The following is an 18,519-nucleotide window of genomic DNA, read 5'->3' as shown; positions in this document are numbered from 1 at the left end:
GCGTGGGAACGATCATGACTCAGAGTATCCAGGGCGCGGCGTAGGACGTACTTGCGCAGCGGCCGCGTAGGGTGGGCTTCAGCCCACCGATAACACTTCTGGTCGTAGAGTGGATGACGCTTTTTCATCCACCGGTTGTGTGCCTGGAGAGAAGGTATTGGTGGACATGAAATGCGATGTCCGCCCTAAACCTATTGCCGCCTACCTTATGTGCTGATCAGGCGAAGTAGGCCAGCTTGACGATGAACAGGGCAGACAGCACCCACATCGCCGGGTTCAGCTCGCGCCAGCGGCCGGCCAGTACCTTGACCGCCGTCCAGGCGATGAAGCCGAAGGCGATGCCATTGGCGATGGAGAAGGTCAGCGGCATGGCCAGGGCAGCGACCACCACCGGGGCGGCGACGGTGAGGTCGTCCCAGTCGATCTGCGCCAGGCTGCTCATCATCAGTACGGCGACGAACAGCAGCGCCGGGGCGGTGGCGTAGGCCGGCACCGAGCCGGCCAGCGGGGCGAAGAACAGGCTGAGCAGAAACAGCGCGGCGACCACGCACGCGGTCAGGCCGGTACGCCCGCCGGCACTGATGCCGGCCGCCGATTCGATGTAGCTGGTGGTGGTGCTGGTGCCCAGCGCAGCGCCGGCCATGGTCGCGGTGCTGTCGGCCAGCAGGGCGCGGCCCAGACGCGGCATCTTGCCGTCCTTGTCCAGCAGGTTGGCCTTTTGCGCGACGCCGACCAGGGTGCCGGCCGTGTCGAACAGGTCGACGAAGAGGAAGGCGAAGATCACGCTGATCAGGCCGATATCCAGTGCGCCGGCGATATCCAGCTGCAACAGGGTCGGCATCAGCGACGGCGGCATCGAGACCACGCTCGGCATTTCCGACAGGCCCAGGGCGATGGACAGGCCTGTGACCAGCAGAATGCCGATCATCACGGCGCCGGTGACCTTGCGATAGGCCAGCGCGGCGATGACGAAAAAGCCCAGGCAGGCCAGCAGTGCGCCGCCGGTGCTCATGTCGCCGAGGCCGACCAGGGTGGCCGGGTGATCGACCACGATGCCGGCGTTCTTCAGCGCGATGATCGCCAGGAACAGGCCGATACCGGCGGCGATACCGGCGCGCAGGGCCAGTGGGATGCTGTTGATGATCCACTCGCGGATCCTGAAGATCGACAGCAGGAAGAAGATCGCACCGGAGAGAAACACCGCGCCCAGGGCGGTCTGCCAGCTGTAGCCCATGGTCATCACCACGGTGTAGGTGAAGAAGGCGTTGAGGCCCATGCCCGGCGCCAGGGCAATCGGGTAGTTGGCCAACAGGCCCATCACCAGCGAGCCGATGGCGGCGGCCAGGCAGGTGGCGACGAACACCGCGCCATGATCCATACCCGTCTCGGCCAGCATGTTGGGGTTGACGAAGAGGATGTAGGCCATGGTCAGGAAAGTGGTGATCCCGGCCAGTACCTCGGTGCGCACCGTGGTGTTATGGGCGTTGAGTTGGAACAGTCTTTCCAGCATGGTGGCTCCCCGAGGCGCGAACGCGCCGAAATTGGTCTGCAGAAAGCAAAGCACATTCGTCCGCATGAGCTGGGAAAATGGCTCGATTTCGCAAAAGCCGCGCATCATACCAGCAAGGTTTTGCCGGGTGAATTTATGGCCTTTTCAGCCTTTTCATGACCGGGTAGACAGTTTTGCCCTGGCTGTGTCGGGCATGTCGCTACAAGCAGGCCAAGGGGCAATGCCGATCAGATACGCTTGCCAAAGCGGTCTTTCGTAGGAGCCCCGCCCCGGGGCGAAGCTTTTCAATCGCGTATCGCCCTGGTTCGCGGCGGGGCGCCGCTCCTACCCATTGGCAGCGTCGACGCTTAACTGACAGACATTAGGCCAAGGGGCACCTAACGGGCTCAGTGATCCTCGCTTTCGTGCGCCAGTAACTGCCGCTTGCGCTGTAGCCCCCAGCGATAACCACTGAGCTGGCCATCGCTGGCCACCACGCGGTGGCACGGCAGCAGCAGAGCGATGGTATTACTGGCGCAGGCGCGCGCCACTGCGCGCGGGTGGCTGTACAGCTGGCCGGCCAGTTCGGCATAGCTGCGCGTCTCTCCGCAGGGAATATTCTGCAGCGCTTGCCAGACGCGCAGCTGAAACGCCGTACCGCGTATATCCAGTGGCAGATGGGCGGCGCGCTGCGGTTCTGCGAGTTGCTCCAGCACCTGCTGCAGCCAGTCACGCAGGCCCGCGGCATCCTCTTCGAGCTGCGCTGCGGCAAAGCGCTGCTGCAGTTCGCTGCGCAGGTGTTGCGGTTCATCGGCAAACAGCAGGGCACAAACACCGCGCTCGCTGGTGGCCAGCAGCACCTGGCCGAGTGGGCAGGGGGCAATGGTATAGCGCAGGCGTTCCCCAGCGCCCTGTTGGCGGCGGCGGGCCGGGCTCATGGCCTGTGGCTGGGCATAGAGGGCGCGGGTGCCGCCATAGCCGGCGGCCAGCGCTGCGTCGAGCACGCTAGCTGCCTGTGGCAGATGGGTTTCCAGGCGTTGCCGGCGCAGAGCGGCGGCCCAGGCATTGGGTGTCATGCCCGTGCGCGCCTTGAATGCACGGGCCAGATGCGAGGCTGACAGACCGATACGCGCCGCCAGCTGCGGCAGGGTCAGGCGTTGCTCGCCACTTAGAAACGTACAGGCGGCCGCGACCAGCGCGTCGAGTTGCTGCGCCGGGCTTTGCCCCTGCGGTGAGCAGCGCTTGCACGGGCGAAAGCCGGCAGCCTCGGCACTGGCTGCATCGGCATGGAAACTGACGTTGTCGCGCCGTGGCCGCCGCGCCGGGCAGTTCGGCCGGCAATAGATGCCGGTGCTGCGCACGGCGAAAACGAAGCGCCCGTCGAACGCCTCATCACGTTCGCAGACGGCTTGCCAGCAGCGTTCCTGGTCGAGCATGGGGCAGCCCTTCGGTGACGATCCTCTGACGATTGTCGGCTGCGCTCGCTGCTCTGCCAATCCGCATTGCACTTTCAAACCCCTGCCGAGGTCATTTGTATGACGGCGTGAGCGCAAATACAGCCCAGCGCCTTTAATGATGGTTAGGCAGGTGCCAACGGAGATCACCATGCGCGGGATGCTCGATAGGCTGGAGCAGGAACTGATTCTGGTTGTGGACGATTCGGTCGACGCGCGCCAGCGGCTTGGCGCGCTGTTGGTCGACCGCTATCAGGTAAGGCTGGTTGCCAGCGAGGACGCGCTGCACGCCGCCAGAGCGCGGCCGCAGCCAGACCTGATTCTGCTGGGCTGGCAGGACGACTACGCACTCTGTCGCGCGCTCAGGAGTGATCCGCAAACCCGCTATATCCCGCTGATCCTGGTCACGGCCAGAAGCGATGCGGCCGACGAGCAAATGGGCTTCGACCACGGTGCCGCCGACTACATCACCAAACCGGTCAGCCCGCCCATCGTGCTTGCGCGCGTGCGGGCGCAGCTGCAGCTCAAGGCGGCCACCGACTACCTGCGTGACAAGAGCGAGTATCTGGAACTCGAGGTCAAGCGCCGCACACGCGATATCCAGAACCTGCAGGATGTCACCATCGAGGCCATGGCCAGCGTTGCAGTCATGCGTGACAACCCGAGCAGTCGTCGCCTGGAGCGTATCGAGCGCTACATGACCTGCCTGACCGCTGCGCTTGCGCGGCAGCAGCCGGCCCTGTCGGAGTCTCTGAGCGAGGAGCGCATCGCCCAGTTGGGCAAGTCGGCCATGCTGCATGTGATCGGCCGGATGACCCTGCCGGATCGTGTGCTGCTCAGTCATGGCGAACCGGATGAAAATGACCTGCGCCTGCTGAGCGAGGGTGTGATCGCCGGGCGCGACGCGTTGGAACGGGCCGAGCGCAAGCTGGGCAGCGTCACCGACTTTCTGTCCGACGCCAAAGACATCGTCTACGGTCAGCATGAGCGTTGGGATGGCAAAGGCTATCCGCAGGGGCTGTTCGGCGAGCAGATTCCGCTTTCGGCGCGTCTGATGGCGCTGGTGGGCCACTTCGAAGAGCTGAGCTGTCGGCATCCTTACCTGCCGCCCATCAGCCCGCCGCAGGTGGTGGCGCAGATCAGCGCGGCCAGCGGCACGCGCTTCGACCCTATGGTGGTGCTGGCCTTCGTCGAAGCGACGACGGAGTTCCTGCATATCGCCGAAACCCTGGCCGATGATGCCGCTGCGGTCGGCGTAGAGCTGCAGCGGTTGGAGGATTCGCTGGCAGAAAGCATCGAACTGACTCTGCCGCCGACGCCGTGACGCGGCGCCGGCTTATGTAGGGTGCGCCGTGCGCACCGCGGGCAGCGAGGTGCTGGGTGCTTACAGCCTGGATTACCCGCGCCACACCCTGCAAGACGCAAACAGCGCGCTAGTCGACGATCCGCTCCACATGGTGACAGGCCACCTGCCGCGCATCGATCAGGCGCAGCTCCGGGCGCTCGCTGCGGCAGCGTTCGTCGGCGTGCGGGCAGCGCTTGTGGAAGGCGCAGCCAGACGGCGGGTTCAGCGGATTGGGCAGCTCGCCGCTGATCTTCATCCGGGGCTTGTCCGGGTCTGGGCGAATCGCCGGTGTCGCCGACAGCAGGGCGCGGGTGTAGGGGTGCAGCGGGCGGCTGTAGAGTAATTCGGCCGGGCCCATTTCTGCGGGGCGGCCGAGGTACATCACCAGCACGTCGTCGGCGACATGGCGCACCACCGCGAGGTTGTGCGAGATGAACACGTAGCCGGTGTCGAACTCTTCCTGCAGGTCCATGAACAGGTTGAGCACCTGCGCCTGGATCGACACGTCCAGCGCCGAGGTCGGCTCGTCCGCCACCAGCACCTTGGGCTGCAGCATCATGGCGCGGGCCAGGGCGATGCGCTGGCGCTGGCCGCCGGAGAACATGTGCGGGTAGCGCTGGTAGTGCTCGGGGCGCAGCCCCACCTGCTGCATCATCGCCTGGACCCGCTCGCGGCGTTCGACGCGCGACAGGTTGGTGTTGATCAGCAGCGGTTCGGCCAGCTGATCGCCGATCTTCTGCCGCGGGTTGAGAGAGGCATAGGGGTTCTGGAACACCATCTGTACGTCGCGGCGCAGCTGTTTGCGCTCGGCATGGCTGGCGCCTGCCACTTCCCGTCCGGCGATCTGCAGCGAGCCTGCACTGGGCTCTTCGATCAGGGTCAGGGCGCGCGCCAGGGTGGACTTGCCGCAGCCGGATTCGCCAACCACCGCCAGCGTCTTGCCGGCCTGGAGGCTGAAAGACACGCCATTGAGCGCCTGCACCAAAGCCGCCGGCTTGAACAGGCCGCGGGAAACGCTGTAGTGACGGGTCAGCTCATGGGCTTGCAGTACGGTGCTCATCAGGCCACCTCCGCCGTTGGTACAAGAGGAAAGAAACAGCGCGCGGCGCCGCGCTCGTGTGCGTCCAGCGTTGGGCGCTCGTCGCGGCAACGCGGCTGCACGTAGGGGCAGCGCGGTGACAGCAGACAGCCCTGTGGACGGTCATAACGGCCGGGCACGATACCGGGCAGGGTGGCCAGGCGGTGAGCGCCTGCGCTGTGTTCGGGGATCGCCTTGAGCAACGCTTCGGTGTACGGATGGCTGGGCGCATCGAACAGGGTCGGCACCTGGCCCAGCTCCACCGCTTGCCCGGCGTACATCACGCAGACGCGCTGGGCGGTTTCGGCCACCACGGCCAGGTCGTGGGTGATCAGCACCAGGGCCATGCCCTCATCGCGTTGCAGATCCAGCAGCAGCTCCATGATCTGCGCCTGAATGGTCACGTCCAGGGCGGTGGTGGGTTCGTCGGCGATCAGCAGCTTGGGTTCGGCGGCAATCGCCATGGCGATCGCCACGCGTTGGCTCATGCCGCCGGAGAGCTGATGCGGGTAGGCATCGAGGCGATTGGCCGCGCCGGGTATCTCGACCCTTTCGAGCAGTTCGAGGGCGCGAGCGCGCGCCGCTTTGCCTTTAAGGCCGAGGTGCTGATGCAGCACTTCCTCGATCTGGAAACCCACGGTGTAGCTGGGGTTGAGCGCGGTCATCGGGTCCTGGAAGACCATGGCCAGGTCCTTGCCGACGATACGCCGACGCTGGCGCCCCTTCAGGCGCAGCATGTCGGTGTTGTCGAACTGCATGCAGTCGGCCTGGACGATGCCGGGCGAGTCGATCAGGCCCATCAGCGCCATCATGGTCACCGATTTGCCGGAGCCGGATTCGCCGACGATGGCCAGTACCTCGCCTTTGTCCACGCTGAGGTCGAGCCCGTCGACCACCGGCACGGCGTCGGCCGCGCCGAAGCGTACCGAGAGGTTACGGATATCCAGCAGGCTCATCGGGCGCCCTCCGTGCGTAGTGTGGACGACGCTTCTCCCGTCCACCGCCGTGCGTTGATGGTGGATGAAAAGAGCGTCATCCACCCTACGCAGCTGTGGTGCGCCATGCGCACCGAGATCATCTTGTGCATATGGGCCTCCTCAGATGGCGTTCTTCAGTTTTGGGTCGAGGGCGTCGCGCAGGCCGTCGCCCATCAGGTTGATGGCCAACACGCTGAGCAGAATCGCCAGGCCAGGCAGGGTCACCACCCACCAGGCGCGTTCGATGTAGTCGCGCGCCGACGCCAGCATGGTGCCCCACTCAGGTGTAGGAGGCTGTACGCCGAGGCCGAGAAAGCCCAGCGCGGCGGCGTCGAGAATCGCCGAGGAAAAGCTCAGGGTGGCCTGCACGATCAGCGGCGCCATGCAGTTGGGCAGCACGGTGAAGAACATCAGCCGGGGCAGGCTGGCGCCGGCCAGCTGCGCAGCGGTGACGTAGTCGCGGTTCAGCTCACCCATCACGGCCGCGCGGGTCAGGCGTACGTAGGAGGGCAGCGAGACGATGGCGATGGCGAAAATGGTGTTGATCAGCCCTGGGCCGAGGATGGCGACGATGGCCACCGCCAGCAGCAGCGATGGCAGCGCCAGCATGATGTCCATCAGACGCATGATGCCGGGGCCGAGCAGGCGCGGGAAAAAACCGGCGACCAGGCCCAGCAGGATGCCGGGAATCAGCGACAGCACCACCGAAGCCAGGCCGATCAGCAGCGACAGGCGTGCTCCGTGGATCAGCCGCGAGAGCAGGTCGCGGCCCAGCTCGTCGGTGCCGAGCAGGAAGCGCCACTGACCACCATCCAGCCAGACCGGCGGGGTGAGCAGGAAGTCGCGGTACTGCTCGCTGGGATGGTGCGGCGCGACCCAGGGGGCGAACAGCGCGCAGAACACCATCAGTAGCATGAAGCCGAGGCCACAGACGGCGCCCTTGTTATGGCTGAAGGCTTGCCAGAATTCTTTCAGCGGCGAGGGGTAGAGCAGGCTCTGGTCGAGGCTGGTGGCTGCAGTCATGGGCATACCCCCTGGGTAGGGTGCGCTGTGCGCACCGATGGTTGGTCGCCGCTATTGGGGCGCACGGCCTGGGCGGCCCCGCGACACCCTAGGGTCTGTCGATTCATCACGCCTTCCTTACTTCTGATGGCGAATACGTGGATTGGCCAGGCCATAGAGGATGTCCACGGTGAAGTTGACCAGGATCACCAGGCAGGCGATCAGCAGGATGCCGTTCTGCACCACCGGGTAGTCGCGGGCGCCGATGGCTTCGATCAGCCACTTGCCGATGCCCGGCCAGGAGAAGATGGTTTCGGTCAGCACTGCGCCTGCCAGCAGGGCGCCGACCTGCAGGCCGAACACGGTCAGCACCGGGATCAAGGCATTGCGCAGGCCATGCACGAAGACCACGCGCGTCGGCGACAGGCCCTTGGCCCGCGCGGTGCGGATGTAGTCCTCGCGCAGCACTTCGAGCATGGCCGAGCGGGTCATCCGCGCGATCACCGCCAGCGGAATGGTGCCGAGCACCACGGCCGGCAGGATCAGGTGGCGCAGGGCATCGACGAAGGCACCTTGCTCTTCGGAAAGCAGCGTGTCGATCAGCATAAAGCCGGTGACCGGCGGAATGTCGTAGAGCAGGTCGATGCGCCCGGATACCGGCGTCCAGCCCAGGCCAACCGAGAAGAACATGATCAGCAGCAGGCCCCACCAGAAAATCGGCATGGAATAGCCGGTCAGCGAGATGCCCATCACCCCGTGGTCGAACAGCGAGCCGCGCTTGAGGGCGGCGATTACCCCGGCGATCACACCGAGGGTGCCGGCGAACAGCAGGGCAGCCAGGGCCAGTTCGACGGTGGCGGGAAACAGGGTGAGAAACTCTTTCCACACGCTTTCACGCGAGCGCAGTGATTCGCCCAGATTGCCGCTGGCGAGCTGACCGATGTAGTCGAAATACTGCGCATACAGGGGCTTGTTCAGCCCCAGGCGCTCCATGGCCTGAGCGTGCATTTCCGGGTCGACGCGGCGCTCGCCCATCATCACCTCCACCGGGTCACCGGGGATCAGGCGGATCAGCGCGAAGGTCAGCAGGGTGACGCCGAAGAAGGTGGGGATCAGCAGCCCCAGGCGTCTGGCGATAAAGGACAGCATCAAGCGGTTCTACTCCGTGGCGGGATGCGGGTGCCGGACGGCGTGGTCTGGCGTTGTTTTAGGCAGGGCGTAGCCGAGAGGTGGCCGCTCTCTGCTGGGTCTGAGCAGTGTGGGAGGGGCTTCAGCCGCGAGCTTGTCGCCGCTAAAGCGCCTCCCACAAGCGTGGTGTCGCGAGGGGTCATGGCAGTTTCACTCGGGCGAAATTGTTCGAGCCCATCGGGCTGAGCACGAAACCCTCGACGCCTTTGCGCAGGGCGACGAATTGCTTGGGATGGGCCTGGGCGATCCAGGGCGCCTGCTGATGGAAGATCGCCAGGGCCTGACGATACAGCGCGGCGCGTTTTTCCTGCTCGGCTTCCTGGCGCGCCTGGCGAATCAAGTCGTCGAACTGCTCGTCGCACCAGCCCGCCTGGTTCTCGCCGCTCTTGGCGGCGGCGCAGGACAGGTTGGGGGTGAGGAAGTTGTCCGGGTCGCCGTTGTCGCCGGCCCAGCCCATGAACACCAGGTCGTGCTCGCCGTTCTTGGCACGCTTGATCAGCTCACCCCACTCGAACACGCGAATGTCGCTGCGAATGCCGATGGCGGCGAGATCGGCCTGCAGCATCTGCGCGCCGATGCCGGGGTTGGGGTTGGTCGGCCCGCCGCCGGGGCGCGTCCAGATCGACAGTTTGAAACCCTCGCCATGGCCGGCTTCGGCCAGCAATTGGCGGGCGCGCCCGGGGTCATGCGGCCAGTCCTGCAGCTCGGCATCGTGGCCCCACAACGTCGCCGGGTAGGGCGCTACGGCCGGCGTGGCGTTGCCTTCGCCATATTGCGCGCGGATGTAGGCGGCCTTGTCGAAGGCCAGGTTCAGCGCCTGGCGCACGCGCACATCGTCTAGCGGCGGGTGGCGGGTGTTGATGCCGATATAGGCGGTCAGCAGCGAATCCAGCTCCAGCACCTGCAGCTTCGCGTCGGCCTTGAGGGCGGGAATGTCCACCGGGCGCGGGTAGAGGGCGATCTGGCAGTCGCCGGCCTTGAGCCGTTGCTGGCGCACGTTGGGCTCGGGGGTGATGGCCAGCACCAGGCGCTCGACCGACGGTGCGCCGTCCCAGTGGTCGGGGTTGCCGCGAAAGCGCACCTGGGCGTCCTTGGCGTAACGCTCGAAGATGAAAGGCCCGGTGCCGATGGGTGCATTGTTCAGACGTTCGGGTTGGTTCGTTGCGAGCAGGTGGTCGGCGTACTCGGCCGAATAGATCGAGGCGAAGCCCATGGCCAGGTTGGCTAGGAAGGGCGCCTCCGGGTGTTTGAGGACGAAGCGCACGCGGTGCTCGTCGAGTTTCTCCACGCGCTCGATCAACTGCGCCAGGCCCATGGCCTCGGCGTAGGGAAAACCGCGCAGCGACAGCCCGTGCCAGGGGTGAGCCGGGTCGAGCTGGCGCTGGAAGCTCCACAGCACGTCGTCGGCGTTGAACGCGCGGCTCGGGGTGAAGCCCTGGTTGGCGTGGAACTTCACCCCCTGGCGCAGGGTGAAGGTGTAGTTCAGGCCGTCGGCGGCGATTTCCCAGCTCTGCGCCAGCGCCGGCACGATCTCGGTGCTGCCGGGGGCGAAGGCCACCAGGCGCTCGAACAGGGTCTCCGCCGTGGCGTCGGCGGTGGTCGCCGCGGTGTACTGGACGATATCGAAACCTTCCGGGCTGGCCTCGGTGCAGACCACCAGGCTGTCCGCCGCCTGAGCGTGAACGCAGAGCAGCGCGACCAGCAGCAGGCCGCCGCGGAGAAAGGGCATGGGTGACATGGAAACTCCTGAGCGGGGTAGAGGCGGCGCACCCGCAGGCGCGCCGCCTGCCATCACTTGGCTATTCCTACACCATAGAAGGAGTTGAGTGCGAACGGGCTGATGCGCAAGTCCTGCACTTCCTTGCGCATCGGCTGGTACACGGTGGAGTGGGCCAGCGGGGTGATCGGCACCTCACGCTTGAGGATCACCTGCGCCTGCTTATACAGCTCGGTGCGTTCGGCCACGTCGGTGGTGCGCTTGGCGGCCTTGACCAGCTTGTCGTAGTCCTCGAAGCACCATTTGGAGAAGTTGTTGCCGTCGACCGCGTCGCAGCCATAGAGGGTGCCGAGCCAGTTGTCCGGGTCACCGTTGTCGCCGCTCCAGCCGATCAGCATGGCGTCGTGCTCGCCGGCCTTGGCGCGCTTGAGGTATTCGCCCCATTCGTAGCTGACGATGCGCGCCTGGATGCCGATCTTGGCCCAGTCGGCCTGCAGCATCTCGGCGATCTGCCTGGCGTTGGGGTTGTACGGGTGCTGCACCGGCATGGCCCACAGGGTGATCTCGGTACCTTCCTTGACGCCTGCAGCCTTGAGCAGCTCCTTGGCCTTTTCCGGGTCGAAGGCCGGGTCCTTGATGTCCTCGTTATACGACCACTGGGTCGGCGGCATGCCGTTGACCGCCAGTTGCCCGGCATTCTGGTACACCGCGTCGAGAATCGCCTGCTTGTTCACCGCCATGTCCAGCGCCTGGCGCACTTCCAGTTTGTCGAACGGCGGGTGGGTAACGTTGTAGGCGATGTAGCCGACGTTGAAACCAGCCTGCTCGGGCATCTTCAGCTTGGCATCCTGCTTTAGCGAGGCGATGTCGGCCGGGCGCGGGAACAGGGTGACGTGGCATTCGCCGGCACGCAGTTTCTGCATGCGCACGGACGAGTCGGTGTTGATGGAGAAGATCAGGTTGTCGATCTTCACATCCTCGGGCTTCCAGTAGTCCGGGTTGCCCTTGTAGCGGATCACTGCGTCCTTCTGGTAGCGGCTGAACACGAAGGGGCCGGTGCCGACAGGCTTCTGATTGATGTCGGCGGCCTTGCCGGCCGCCAGCAACTGGTCGGCGTACTCGGCGGACTGGATCGAGGCAAAGCTCATCGCCAGGTTCTGCACGAAGGCGGCGTCCACCTCGTTGAGGGTGAAGCGCACGGTCAGGTCATCGAGCTTCTCCAGCTTGGCAATGTTGCTGTCCATGCCCATGTCGGTGAAGTAGGGAAACTCGGTGGGGTACGCCTTACGGAACGGGTGGTCCTTGTCGAGCATGCGGCCAAAGGTGAACAGCACATCATCGGCATTGAATTCGCGGCTGGGCTTGAAGTATTCGGTGGTGTGGAATTTCACCCCGGGGCGCAGCTTGAAGGTGTAGACCAGGCCATCCTCGGACACCTCCCAGCTTTGTGCCAGACCAGGCTCGACCTTGGTGCCGCCGCGCTCGAACTGGGTCAGGCGGTTGAAGATGGTTTCCGCGGCGGCGTCGAAATCGGTGCCGGTGGTGTACAGGCCGGGGTCGAAGCCGGCGGGGCTGCCTTCGGAACAGAACACCAGGTTGGCGGCGCTGGCGAGGGGAGCGCTGGCGATCAGCCCAGCGGTAAGCAAAGCCTGGATAACGGCGTTCTTGCGCATCATGACCTCTTCATTTTTGTGCTTTTTGTCGAGGAGCTCCTTATGGGAGCCTCCTGGCAAGATATGCAGGGCATGTGCCTGAGGCAAGTGCGTTTTCGAGGCAAACAAGCTTAGCGCTACAGCGTTATAAGTCGCTGTCGCATTTATGAAAATATGCAGGGAAAAGATGGCAAAAAGCCGTTATCTGCCGATAACGGCGCTGCTTTGTTGCGGAGCGTGATTCAGGGCATCTGCACTTCGATGACGCCGTCGGCGCTGACCGTGACCTGGCTGGTGCCGGCTTCGATTTGCGGCGTGGGGGCTGCGTCCATCATCGCCATGCCCTTGGCTTCGAAGTTGCGCATGGCCATTGGTGGCTGGAAACCACCGGTGTTGAGGTTCAGGCTGACCAGCTTGTAGCCATTGCCGCCGAGCGCTTCGGTGGCCAGCTGCGCACGTGCCCTGAAGGCATTGACGGCGTCCTTGAGCAGGGCATCTTCGCGGCTCTTGCGGGTGTCGGTGGCGATGCTGAAGTCCATGCCGGCTATTTTCATCGATTGCAGCAGCTCGCCGGTCAGCGTGGAAAGCGCGGCGAAGTCGGCACTTTCCAGGCGCACCTCGGCGCGTTCACGCCAGGCGGTTATCTTCTGGCCCTTGTCGTCGCCCTTGTTTTCAGAATAAACCGGGTAGCTGTGGCGGCTGCCGAGCTTGACCGAAACACCACGGACCTGGCGCACTTTTTCCAGCGTCTTGTTGAGGGTGGTGGTGATCTCGGCGGCCAGTTTGGCCGGGTCGCTGTGCTGCGCTTCGGTATAGAGGGTGACGTGCATCAGATCGTGTGCCACTTCCTGATTGACCTCGGCGCGCAGGGCGATCTGGTTGTAGCGCGCCTCGGCGGCCAGCAGGCCGGTGCTGGCCAGGCTGGCAGCGGTGAGGGCGAGGGCGGTGGCGATACGGGTCATGGTGCGCATGGTGCGGTTCCTTTTTCGATGGCCTTTTGGCCGTTTCCCGAGGTTAGACGAAGGCGAGTCGCGACCCGGGTTAATGCCGCTACAACTTTTTTCATCCAGGGCGTTGTTGAGGTGTGCGGCCGGTTGCCGCAGCGGCGCAAGGCCGCAGCAGGCTTGGTTATACTCGGCGCAACCATTGGAGTCGCCATGCTCGAACACGTCCAGCTGCTTTCTGCCAGTCGCCAGAACCTCTGGCGCCTGACGCTTATCCGTATTCTGGTGCTGGCCGCTCAGGCTGGCTCGGTCGGGCTCGCCTACAAGTCCGGCATGCTACCGCTGCCCTGGCTGCAGTTGTCAGTCACTCTCGGCATTTCCCTGCTGTTGTGCCTGGGCACGGCCTTGCGCCTGCGTGGGCCTTGGCCGGTGACCGAGGTGGAATATGCCGTACAACTGGCCTGTGACCTGATCATCCACAGCGTGCTGCTGTACTACTCGGGGGGCTCGACCAACCCCTTCGTGTCCTATTACCTGGTGCCACTGACCATCGCCGCAGCGACCCTGCCGTGGATGTTCACCATCGTCCTCGCGGGCCTGGCGCTGGCCGGTTACACCCTGCTGCTGGTGTGGACGCACCCGCTCGAATTGCCGGCGGCGCGTGAGAGCCTGCTGGTCTACGGCATGTGGCTGAGTTTCGCCCTGTCTGCGGCGCTGATCACGTTCTTCGTTGCCAAGATGGCCGAGGAGCTGCGCCGCCAGGACGAGCTGCGCGCCGAACGGCGTGAGGAAAGCCTGCGTGACCAGCAGCTATTGGCCGTGGCCACTCAGGCCGCTGGTGCCGCCCATGAACTGGGCACGCCGCTGGGCACCATGAGCGTGCTGCTCAAGGAGCTGCGCCAGGAATATCGCGACAAACCGGCGCTGCAGGATGACCTGGCCCTGCTGCAGGAGCAGGTGAAACTGTGCAAGTTCACCCTGCAGCAACTGGTGCGCGCCGCCGAGAACGATCGGCGTCAGGCAGTGGTCGAGCAGTCCTGCGTCGAATGGTTGGAAACCACCCTCAATCGCTGGCACCTGATGCGCCCGGAAGCCAGCTACCGCTACCAGTGCCTGGGCCGTGGTACGCCGCCGCGCATCATGCCACCGGCCGATCTCACCCAGGCGCTGCTCAACCTGCTCAACAACGCCGCCGATGCCTGCCCGGACAAACTCGACATTCGCTTGGACTGGGACCACCAGTGGCTGCGCCTGAGCATCCGCGATCACGGCGCCGGCGTGCCGCTGGCCATCGCCGAGCAGCTTGGGCGGCCCTTCTTCACCACCAAGGGCAAGGGGTTCGGCCTGGGGCTGTTCCTCAGCCAGGCCAGCGTGACCCGTGCTGGTGGCACGGTTAAGTTGTATAACCATGAAGCAGGCGGCACCCTTACCGAATTGAAGTTGCCGCGAGCCTATGGCGTGGCCTGACAAGGAAAACCCAGCATGAGCGACGAATCCCTGTTCGAAGGCGAAGAGCAGCCCCATCTGCTGCTGGTCGATGACGACCCCACCTTTACCCGCGTGATGGCGCGTGCCATGAGCCGCCGCGGTCTGCGCGTATCCACCGCCTCCAGCGCCGAAGAAGGCCTGGCCCTGGCCAAGGACGACCTGCCGGATTACGCCGTGGTCGACCTGAAGATGGAGGGCGACTCCGGTCTGGTGCTGCTGCCCAAGCTGCTTGAGCTGGACGCCGAGATGCGTGTGGTGATCCTCACCGGCTATTCCAGCATCGCCACCGCGGTGGAGGCGATCAAGCGTGGCGCGGCCAACTACCTGTGCAAACCGGCCGATGCCGACGACGTGCTCACGGCGCTGCTTTCCGAGCATGCCGACCTCGACAGCCTGGTGCCGGAAAACCCCATGTCGGTGGACCGCCTGCAGTGGGAGCACATCCAGCGTGTGCTGGCCGAACACGAGGGCAACATCTCCGCCACCGCCCGCGCCCTGGGCATGCACCGCCGCACCCTGCAGCGCAAATTGCAGAAGCGTCCTGTTCGCCGCTGAGCCCTGGTATGCCTGAGCCCACCCTACCATTGCGTAGCTTTTGCCAATGGCGAAGTAAGCTCTGACCCGTAGGGTGGGCTTCAGCCCACCAGGGGGGGGCAGGCCGCAAGATGGGCTTGAGCTCATCAACGCGGGTTCGCGTGGGCTGAAGCGGATCGCCGCCTGACCCATCCTACAACTGCGCGGTTTTTGCCCATGGCAGATAAATACTTAGCCAGCTAACATAGGTCGTCAGACAACCTGCTGGTGTCGCCATGCTCGCCGTCGCTGCACAAACTCTTGCCATCACCGCGCCCGTGTTCGCCATGCTGTTTCTCGGCGTGGCACTCAAACGCCTGCGCTGGATCGATACGCCCTTCATCGATACCGCTTCGAGCCTGGTGTTTCGCGGTACCATGCCGACCCTGCTGTTTCTCGGTGTGTTCAAGGCGGACCTGGATGCGGCCATGCAGCCGCAACTACTGTCCTACTTCTTCCTAGCCACCGTGGCGTCGTTCTTCGTCGCCTGGGCCTGGGCGATCTGGCGGGTGCCGTTCGAGGATCGTGGCATCTACACCCAGGGGGCCTTCCGCGGTAACAACGGTATCGTCGGCCTGGCGCTGGCCACCAGCATGTATGGTGACTATGGCCTGTCAGTCGGCTCGTTGCTCGCCGCACTGGCGATCCTCTGCTACAACGCGCTCTCGGCCGTCGTGTTGGCCATCTACAGCCCAGGCGTGAAGCCTGGTGCCAAGGCCATTGCGCGCAGCATCGTGACCAACCCGATGATCATTGGCGTACTGCTGGCGGTACCGATTGCCTACTGGAAAATTCCGCTGCCGCAGTGGTTCCTGACCTCGGCCGAGTACTTCGCGCAGATGACCCTGCCGCTGGCGCTGATCTGCATTGGCGGCACCCTGAGCCTGGCGTCGTTGCGACGCAGCAGCGGCACGGCCATCGGTTCGGGCCTGATGAAGATGGTCTGGCTACCGCTGCTGAGCACCTTCGGCGCCTGGCTGTTCGGCTTTCGTGGGGCGGATCTGGCGATCCTGTTTCTCTATTTCGCCAGCCCGACGGCGGCGGCCAGCTTCGTCATGGCCCGTGCGGTGGGCGCCAACCATGAGCTGGCGGCAGCCATCATCGTCATCACCACCCTGGCGGCGGTGGTCGCCACCAACATTGGCCTGCTATTGCTGCAGTGGGGTGGCTGGATCTAGCAGGCCGTTGAAAAACTACCTACGTTGCCATTGCTGCGTTAAAAACAGCCTCGCGTGCGAGCCCAGGCTAGGCGCCCCCGTCAAAAATGCTCATTTACAACACGTAAAGTCGGACGCGACCCCGGTCGTTTTTCGGCTGTTTTTGCGGGGCCGCCATCGGTATTGCACTGGCTGCCTCGGCTCGGGCTTCCTGCTTCGCTCTACCTCCTGCATCCATGCAGTCGTCGCCTACGTTTTTCAACGGCCTGCTAGCTCGTCCTTCAGGGTTCGGTTTGCCGGCGATTAACGGATCGCCGGCAAGCCAGCTCCTACGAGGCGTTGTTCTGGTACTCGTCGATCACTTCCTGTGCCGTGCGGAAGGCATCGATGCTGGCTGGCACGCCGGCATACACCGCGCAGTGCAGCAGGGTTTCGCGAATTTCCTCCACCGTGCAGCCGTTGTTCAGCGCGCCGCGCACGTGGCCCTTGAGTTCCTGCGGGCATTTCAGCGCGGTCAACGCCGCCAGGGTGATCAGGCTGCGGGTCGCGCGCGGCAGGCCGCTGCGCGTCCACACGCCGCCCCAGGCATGCTCGTTGACGAAATCCTGCAGCGGCTGGGTGAACTCGCTGGCGTTGCCCAGGGCGCGGTCGACGAAGGCGTCGCCCATCACCTCACGCCGTACCTGCAGGCCGCGATCATGGTTCTCGCTCATCGTCACACCGGCTCGCCACGCTGTTTGCACCAGGCGCGTGCGGCGATGACCACCAGGGTGACAGCGGTCAATGGCAGCACGTAACCCAGTATGGCTTCGCCCATCACGTCAGCGAAGGGGCGCCCCGTGGAAGACAGGATCAGGTAGAGGGTGTAGGCCACGTAATACGCCAGAAACAACAGGCCTTCCCAACGGTTGATGCGGTAACCGGCGAAGAAGATCGGCAGGCAGGCAACGGCGACGGCAATCATGACCGGGAAATCGAACGCCAGGGCATTGGGCGACACCGAAATGGCGGCCGGCGAGACCAGCGAGGCCAGGCCCAGCACGCAGAGCAGGTTGAAAATGTTGCTGCCGACGATATTGCCCACGGCGATATCGCGCTCACCCTTGATGGCGGCGAGAATCGAGGTGGCCAACTCCGGCAACGAGGTGCCGACCGCAACGACGGTCAAACCGATGACCAGCTCGGAAATGCCCAGTGCCCGTGCCAGTGTCACGGCGCCTTCGACCAGGAAGTTCGAGCCGGTAACCAGCAGCACCAGGCCAGCGATGATCAGGCCCAGATTGATGGCCCAGGCGTAGGGCTTGGGTGCCTCGTCGAGGCCGAATTCCTTGGCGAACTCATCATCGTCGCCGCCCTTGTCCTTGCGCGCGCTATAGATCAGAAAACCGGTATAGGCCAGTACGCCGGCGAACAGCAAGGCGCCGTCGAGGCGGCTCAGCGAGCCATCCCAGGCCAGGCCGAAGGTGAGCAGGCTGGCGCCGATCATGATCGGTACGTCGAGGCGAATCAGCTGGCGCGAGACGATCAGCGGCGCGATCAGAGCTGTCAGGCCCAGGATCAGCAGGACGTTGGCGATATTGCTGCCAACGACATTGCCGATGGCCAGATCGCCACTGCCATCCAGGGCCGCCTGCACGCTCACGGCGGTTTCCGGGGCACTGGTGCCGAATGCCACCACCGTCAGGCCAATGATCAGTGGCGGAATGCCGAATTGCGCGGCCAGTTTGGCGGCGCCGCGTACCAGCACTTCGGCACCAGCGACCAGCAGCACCAGGCCTGCGATCAGGTAAACGAAGGTCATCAGAGTCATTGCAGGGTAGCTCCAGAAAAAGTGCGGCTAGTGTAGCGATGGCATTGTTGGCCGCTAGAGGCTGCAGAAAGATTTTGTTGCCAATTGTTGGTCAGTCCAGTGTTTCGACCCGTACCGGCACCACGCCGGCGCGCAGCATGTCCAGGCGTACCGCTGCAGCACGGGAAACGTCGATGATGCGCCCGCGCACGAAGGGGCCACGGTCGTTGATGCGCAGTACCACGTTGCGGTTGTTGTTGAGGTTGGTGACCCGCACGCGTGTGCCAAAGGGCAGGGTGCGATGCGCGGCGGTCAGCGCGTTCTGATCAAAACGTTCGCCGCTGGCGGTGCGCTGGCCGTGGTGGCGATCACCGTAGTAGGAGGCCTTGCCGGTTTCGCTGCTGCCCGAGCCGCCGCCGAAGGTCGAGCAGCCGCCGAGCAGGGCGAGTGTGCCTAACAGAGCAAACGCCGGTAGCCCAATGAGATGGACTCCTCCCTCCTACGGCGTCATTGCGCCAGACTGAAGGTTGTAAAACAAGCAATCCCGGAGGGGGAGCCCGCATGAAACTTAAACGCATAGGCGTGGATTTGGCAAAGCAGGTTTTTCAAGTTCATGGTGTCGACAGCCATGAGCAGGTCAAATGCCGCAAGCAACTCAAACGGCAT

General features: G+C 64.5%; 16 protein-coding genes and 1 pseudogene. 5 read left to right on the top strand and 12 right to left on the bottom strand.

The window, feature by feature from the left end; translation table 11 throughout:
* Positions 1-217: 217 nt before the first annotated feature.
* Together PSOLE_RS16670 and ada are read right to left on the bottom strand one after the other, a co-directional pair.
* The gene (locus PSOLE_RS16670; protein WP_074857813.1) at positions 218-1,510 is read right to left on the bottom strand and encodes an NCS2 family permease; all 1,293 of its coding nucleotides are present in this window, start codon (positions 1,508-1,510) and stop codon (positions 218-220) included.
* 386 nt (positions 1,511-1,896) lie between these two features.
* Positions 1,897-2,925 carry a bifunctional DNA-binding transcriptional regulator/O6-methylguanine-DNA methyltransferase Ada gene (gene ada / locus PSOLE_RS16665; RefSeq protein ID WP_074857816.1) on the bottom strand — a complete coding sequence of 343 codons (1,029 nt, stop codon included), beginning with the start codon at positions 2,923-2,925 and terminating at the stop codon, positions 1,897-1,899.
* A gap of 169 nt (positions 2,926-3,094) precedes the next feature.
* On the opposite strand from ada, the gene PSOLE_RS16660 reads away from it, so the two are divergent.
* On the top strand, positions 3,095-4,267 hold the full coding sequence (locus PSOLE_RS16660) for an HD-GYP domain-containing protein (RefSeq protein WP_074675915.1): 1,173 nt from the start codon (positions 3,095-3,097) through the stop codon (positions 4,265-4,267).
* A gap of 109 nt (positions 4,268-4,376) precedes the next feature.
* On the opposite strand, the gene PSOLE_RS16655 is transcribed toward PSOLE_RS16660, so the two are convergent.
* The 7 genes from PSOLE_RS16655 to PSOLE_RS16625 form a co-directional block, all read right to left on the bottom strand.
* Positions 4,377-5,348 carry a peptide ABC transporter ATP-binding protein gene (locus PSOLE_RS16655; protein WP_074857818.1) on the bottom strand — a complete coding sequence of 324 codons (972 nt, stop codon included), beginning with the start codon at positions 5,346-5,348 and terminating at the stop codon, positions 4,377-4,379.
* Entirely contained in the window at positions 5,348-6,322 is a 975-nt protein-coding gene (locus tag PSOLE_RS16650; protein ID WP_074857820.1) for an ABC transporter ATP-binding protein, read from the bottom strand. The genes PSOLE_RS16655 and PSOLE_RS16650 overlap by 1 nt, the downstream gene beginning before the upstream one ends.
* 141 nt (positions 6,323-6,463) lie before the next feature.
* Entirely contained in the window at positions 6,464-7,366 is a 903-nt protein-coding gene (locus PSOLE_RS16645) for an ABC transporter permease subunit (RefSeq protein ID WP_004424851.1), read from the bottom strand.
* 117 nt (positions 7,367-7,483) lie between these two features.
* Positions 7,484-8,494 (bottom strand): ABC transporter permease subunit, encoded by a 1,011-nt coding sequence (locus PSOLE_RS16640; RefSeq protein WP_074857822.1) that lies wholly within the window; start codon positions 8,492-8,494, stop codon positions 7,484-7,486.
* A gap of 178 nt (positions 8,495-8,672) precedes the next feature.
* Positions 8,673-10,271: an ABC transporter substrate-binding protein gene (locus PSOLE_RS16635; RefSeq protein WP_172480656.1), complete on the bottom strand. Its 1,599-nt coding sequence runs from the start codon at positions 10,269-10,271 to the stop codon at positions 8,673-8,675.
* A gap of 53 nt (positions 10,272-10,324) precedes the next feature.
* Complete coding sequence (locus PSOLE_RS16630) at positions 10,325-11,923, bottom strand: ABC transporter substrate-binding protein (protein WP_088339330.1); 1,599 nt, start codon at positions 11,921-11,923, stop codon at positions 10,325-10,327.
* 221 nt (positions 11,924-12,144) lie between these two features.
* Positions 12,145-12,873: an SIMPL domain-containing protein gene (locus tag PSOLE_RS16625; RefSeq protein ID WP_074857825.1), complete on the bottom strand. Its 729-nt coding sequence runs from the start codon at positions 12,871-12,873 to the stop codon at positions 12,145-12,147.
* A gap of 186 nt (positions 12,874-13,059) precedes the next feature.
* On the opposite strand from PSOLE_RS16625, the gene PSOLE_RS16620 reads away from it, so the two are divergent.
* From PSOLE_RS16620 to PSOLE_RS16610, 3 genes are all read left to right on the top strand, one after another.
* The gene (locus PSOLE_RS16620) at positions 13,060-14,313 is read left to right on the top strand and encodes an ATP-binding protein (protein WP_084344008.1); all 1,254 of its coding nucleotides are present in this window, start codon (positions 13,060-13,062) and stop codon (positions 14,311-14,313) included.
* A 15-nt stretch (positions 14,314-14,328) separates the two neighbouring features.
* On the top strand, positions 14,329-14,889 hold the full coding sequence (locus PSOLE_RS16615; protein WP_004424835.1) for a response regulator transcription factor: 561 nt from the start codon (positions 14,329-14,331) through the stop codon (positions 14,887-14,889).
* A 254-nt stretch (positions 14,890-15,143) separates the two neighbouring features.
* The gene (locus tag PSOLE_RS16610; RefSeq protein WP_004424832.1) at positions 15,144-16,085 is read left to right on the top strand and encodes an AEC family transporter; all 942 of its coding nucleotides are present in this window, start codon (positions 15,144-15,146) and stop codon (positions 16,083-16,085) included.
* 308 nt (positions 16,086-16,393) lie between these two features.
* Here PSOLE_RS16610 and PSOLE_RS16605 read toward each other — a convergent pair whose 3' ends face one another.
* The 3 genes from PSOLE_RS16605 to PSOLE_RS16595 all read right to left on the bottom strand — a co-directional run bounded on the left by PSOLE_RS16605 (position 16,394) and on the right by PSOLE_RS16595 (position 18,334).
* Positions 16,394-16,777: a carboxymuconolactone decarboxylase family protein gene (locus PSOLE_RS16605; RefSeq protein WP_074857830.1), complete on the bottom strand. Its 384-nt coding sequence runs from the start codon at positions 16,775-16,777 to the stop codon at positions 16,394-16,396.
* A gap of 2 nt (positions 16,778-16,779) precedes the next feature.
* Positions 16,780-17,874, bottom strand: coding sequence for a calcium/sodium antiporter (locus PSOLE_RS16600; protein ID WP_004424824.1), 1,095 nt, complete (start codon positions 17,872-17,874; stop codon positions 16,780-16,782).
* A 91-nt stretch (positions 17,875-17,965) separates the two neighbouring features.
* Positions 17,966-18,334: a septal ring lytic transglycosylase RlpA family protein gene (locus tag PSOLE_RS16595; protein ID WP_074857833.1), complete on the bottom strand. Its 369-nt coding sequence runs from the start codon at positions 18,332-18,334 to the stop codon at positions 17,966-17,968.
* 80 nt (positions 18,335-18,414) lie between these two features.
* Here PSOLE_RS16595 and PSOLE_RS23820 point away from each other — a divergent pair.
* Positions 18,415-18,519, top strand: a pseudogene (locus tag PSOLE_RS23820) (IS110 family transposase); the annotation flags it as partial.

The organism is Pseudomonas oleovorans subsp. oleovorans, assembly GCF_002197815.1.
Taxonomy (GTDB): domain Bacteria; phylum Pseudomonadota; class Gammaproteobacteria; order Pseudomonadales; family Pseudomonadaceae; genus Aquipseudomonas; species Aquipseudomonas oleovorans.
The sequence above is the reverse complement of the archived record's forward strand: the minus strand, read 5'-3'. Positions and strand labels throughout refer to the sequence as shown.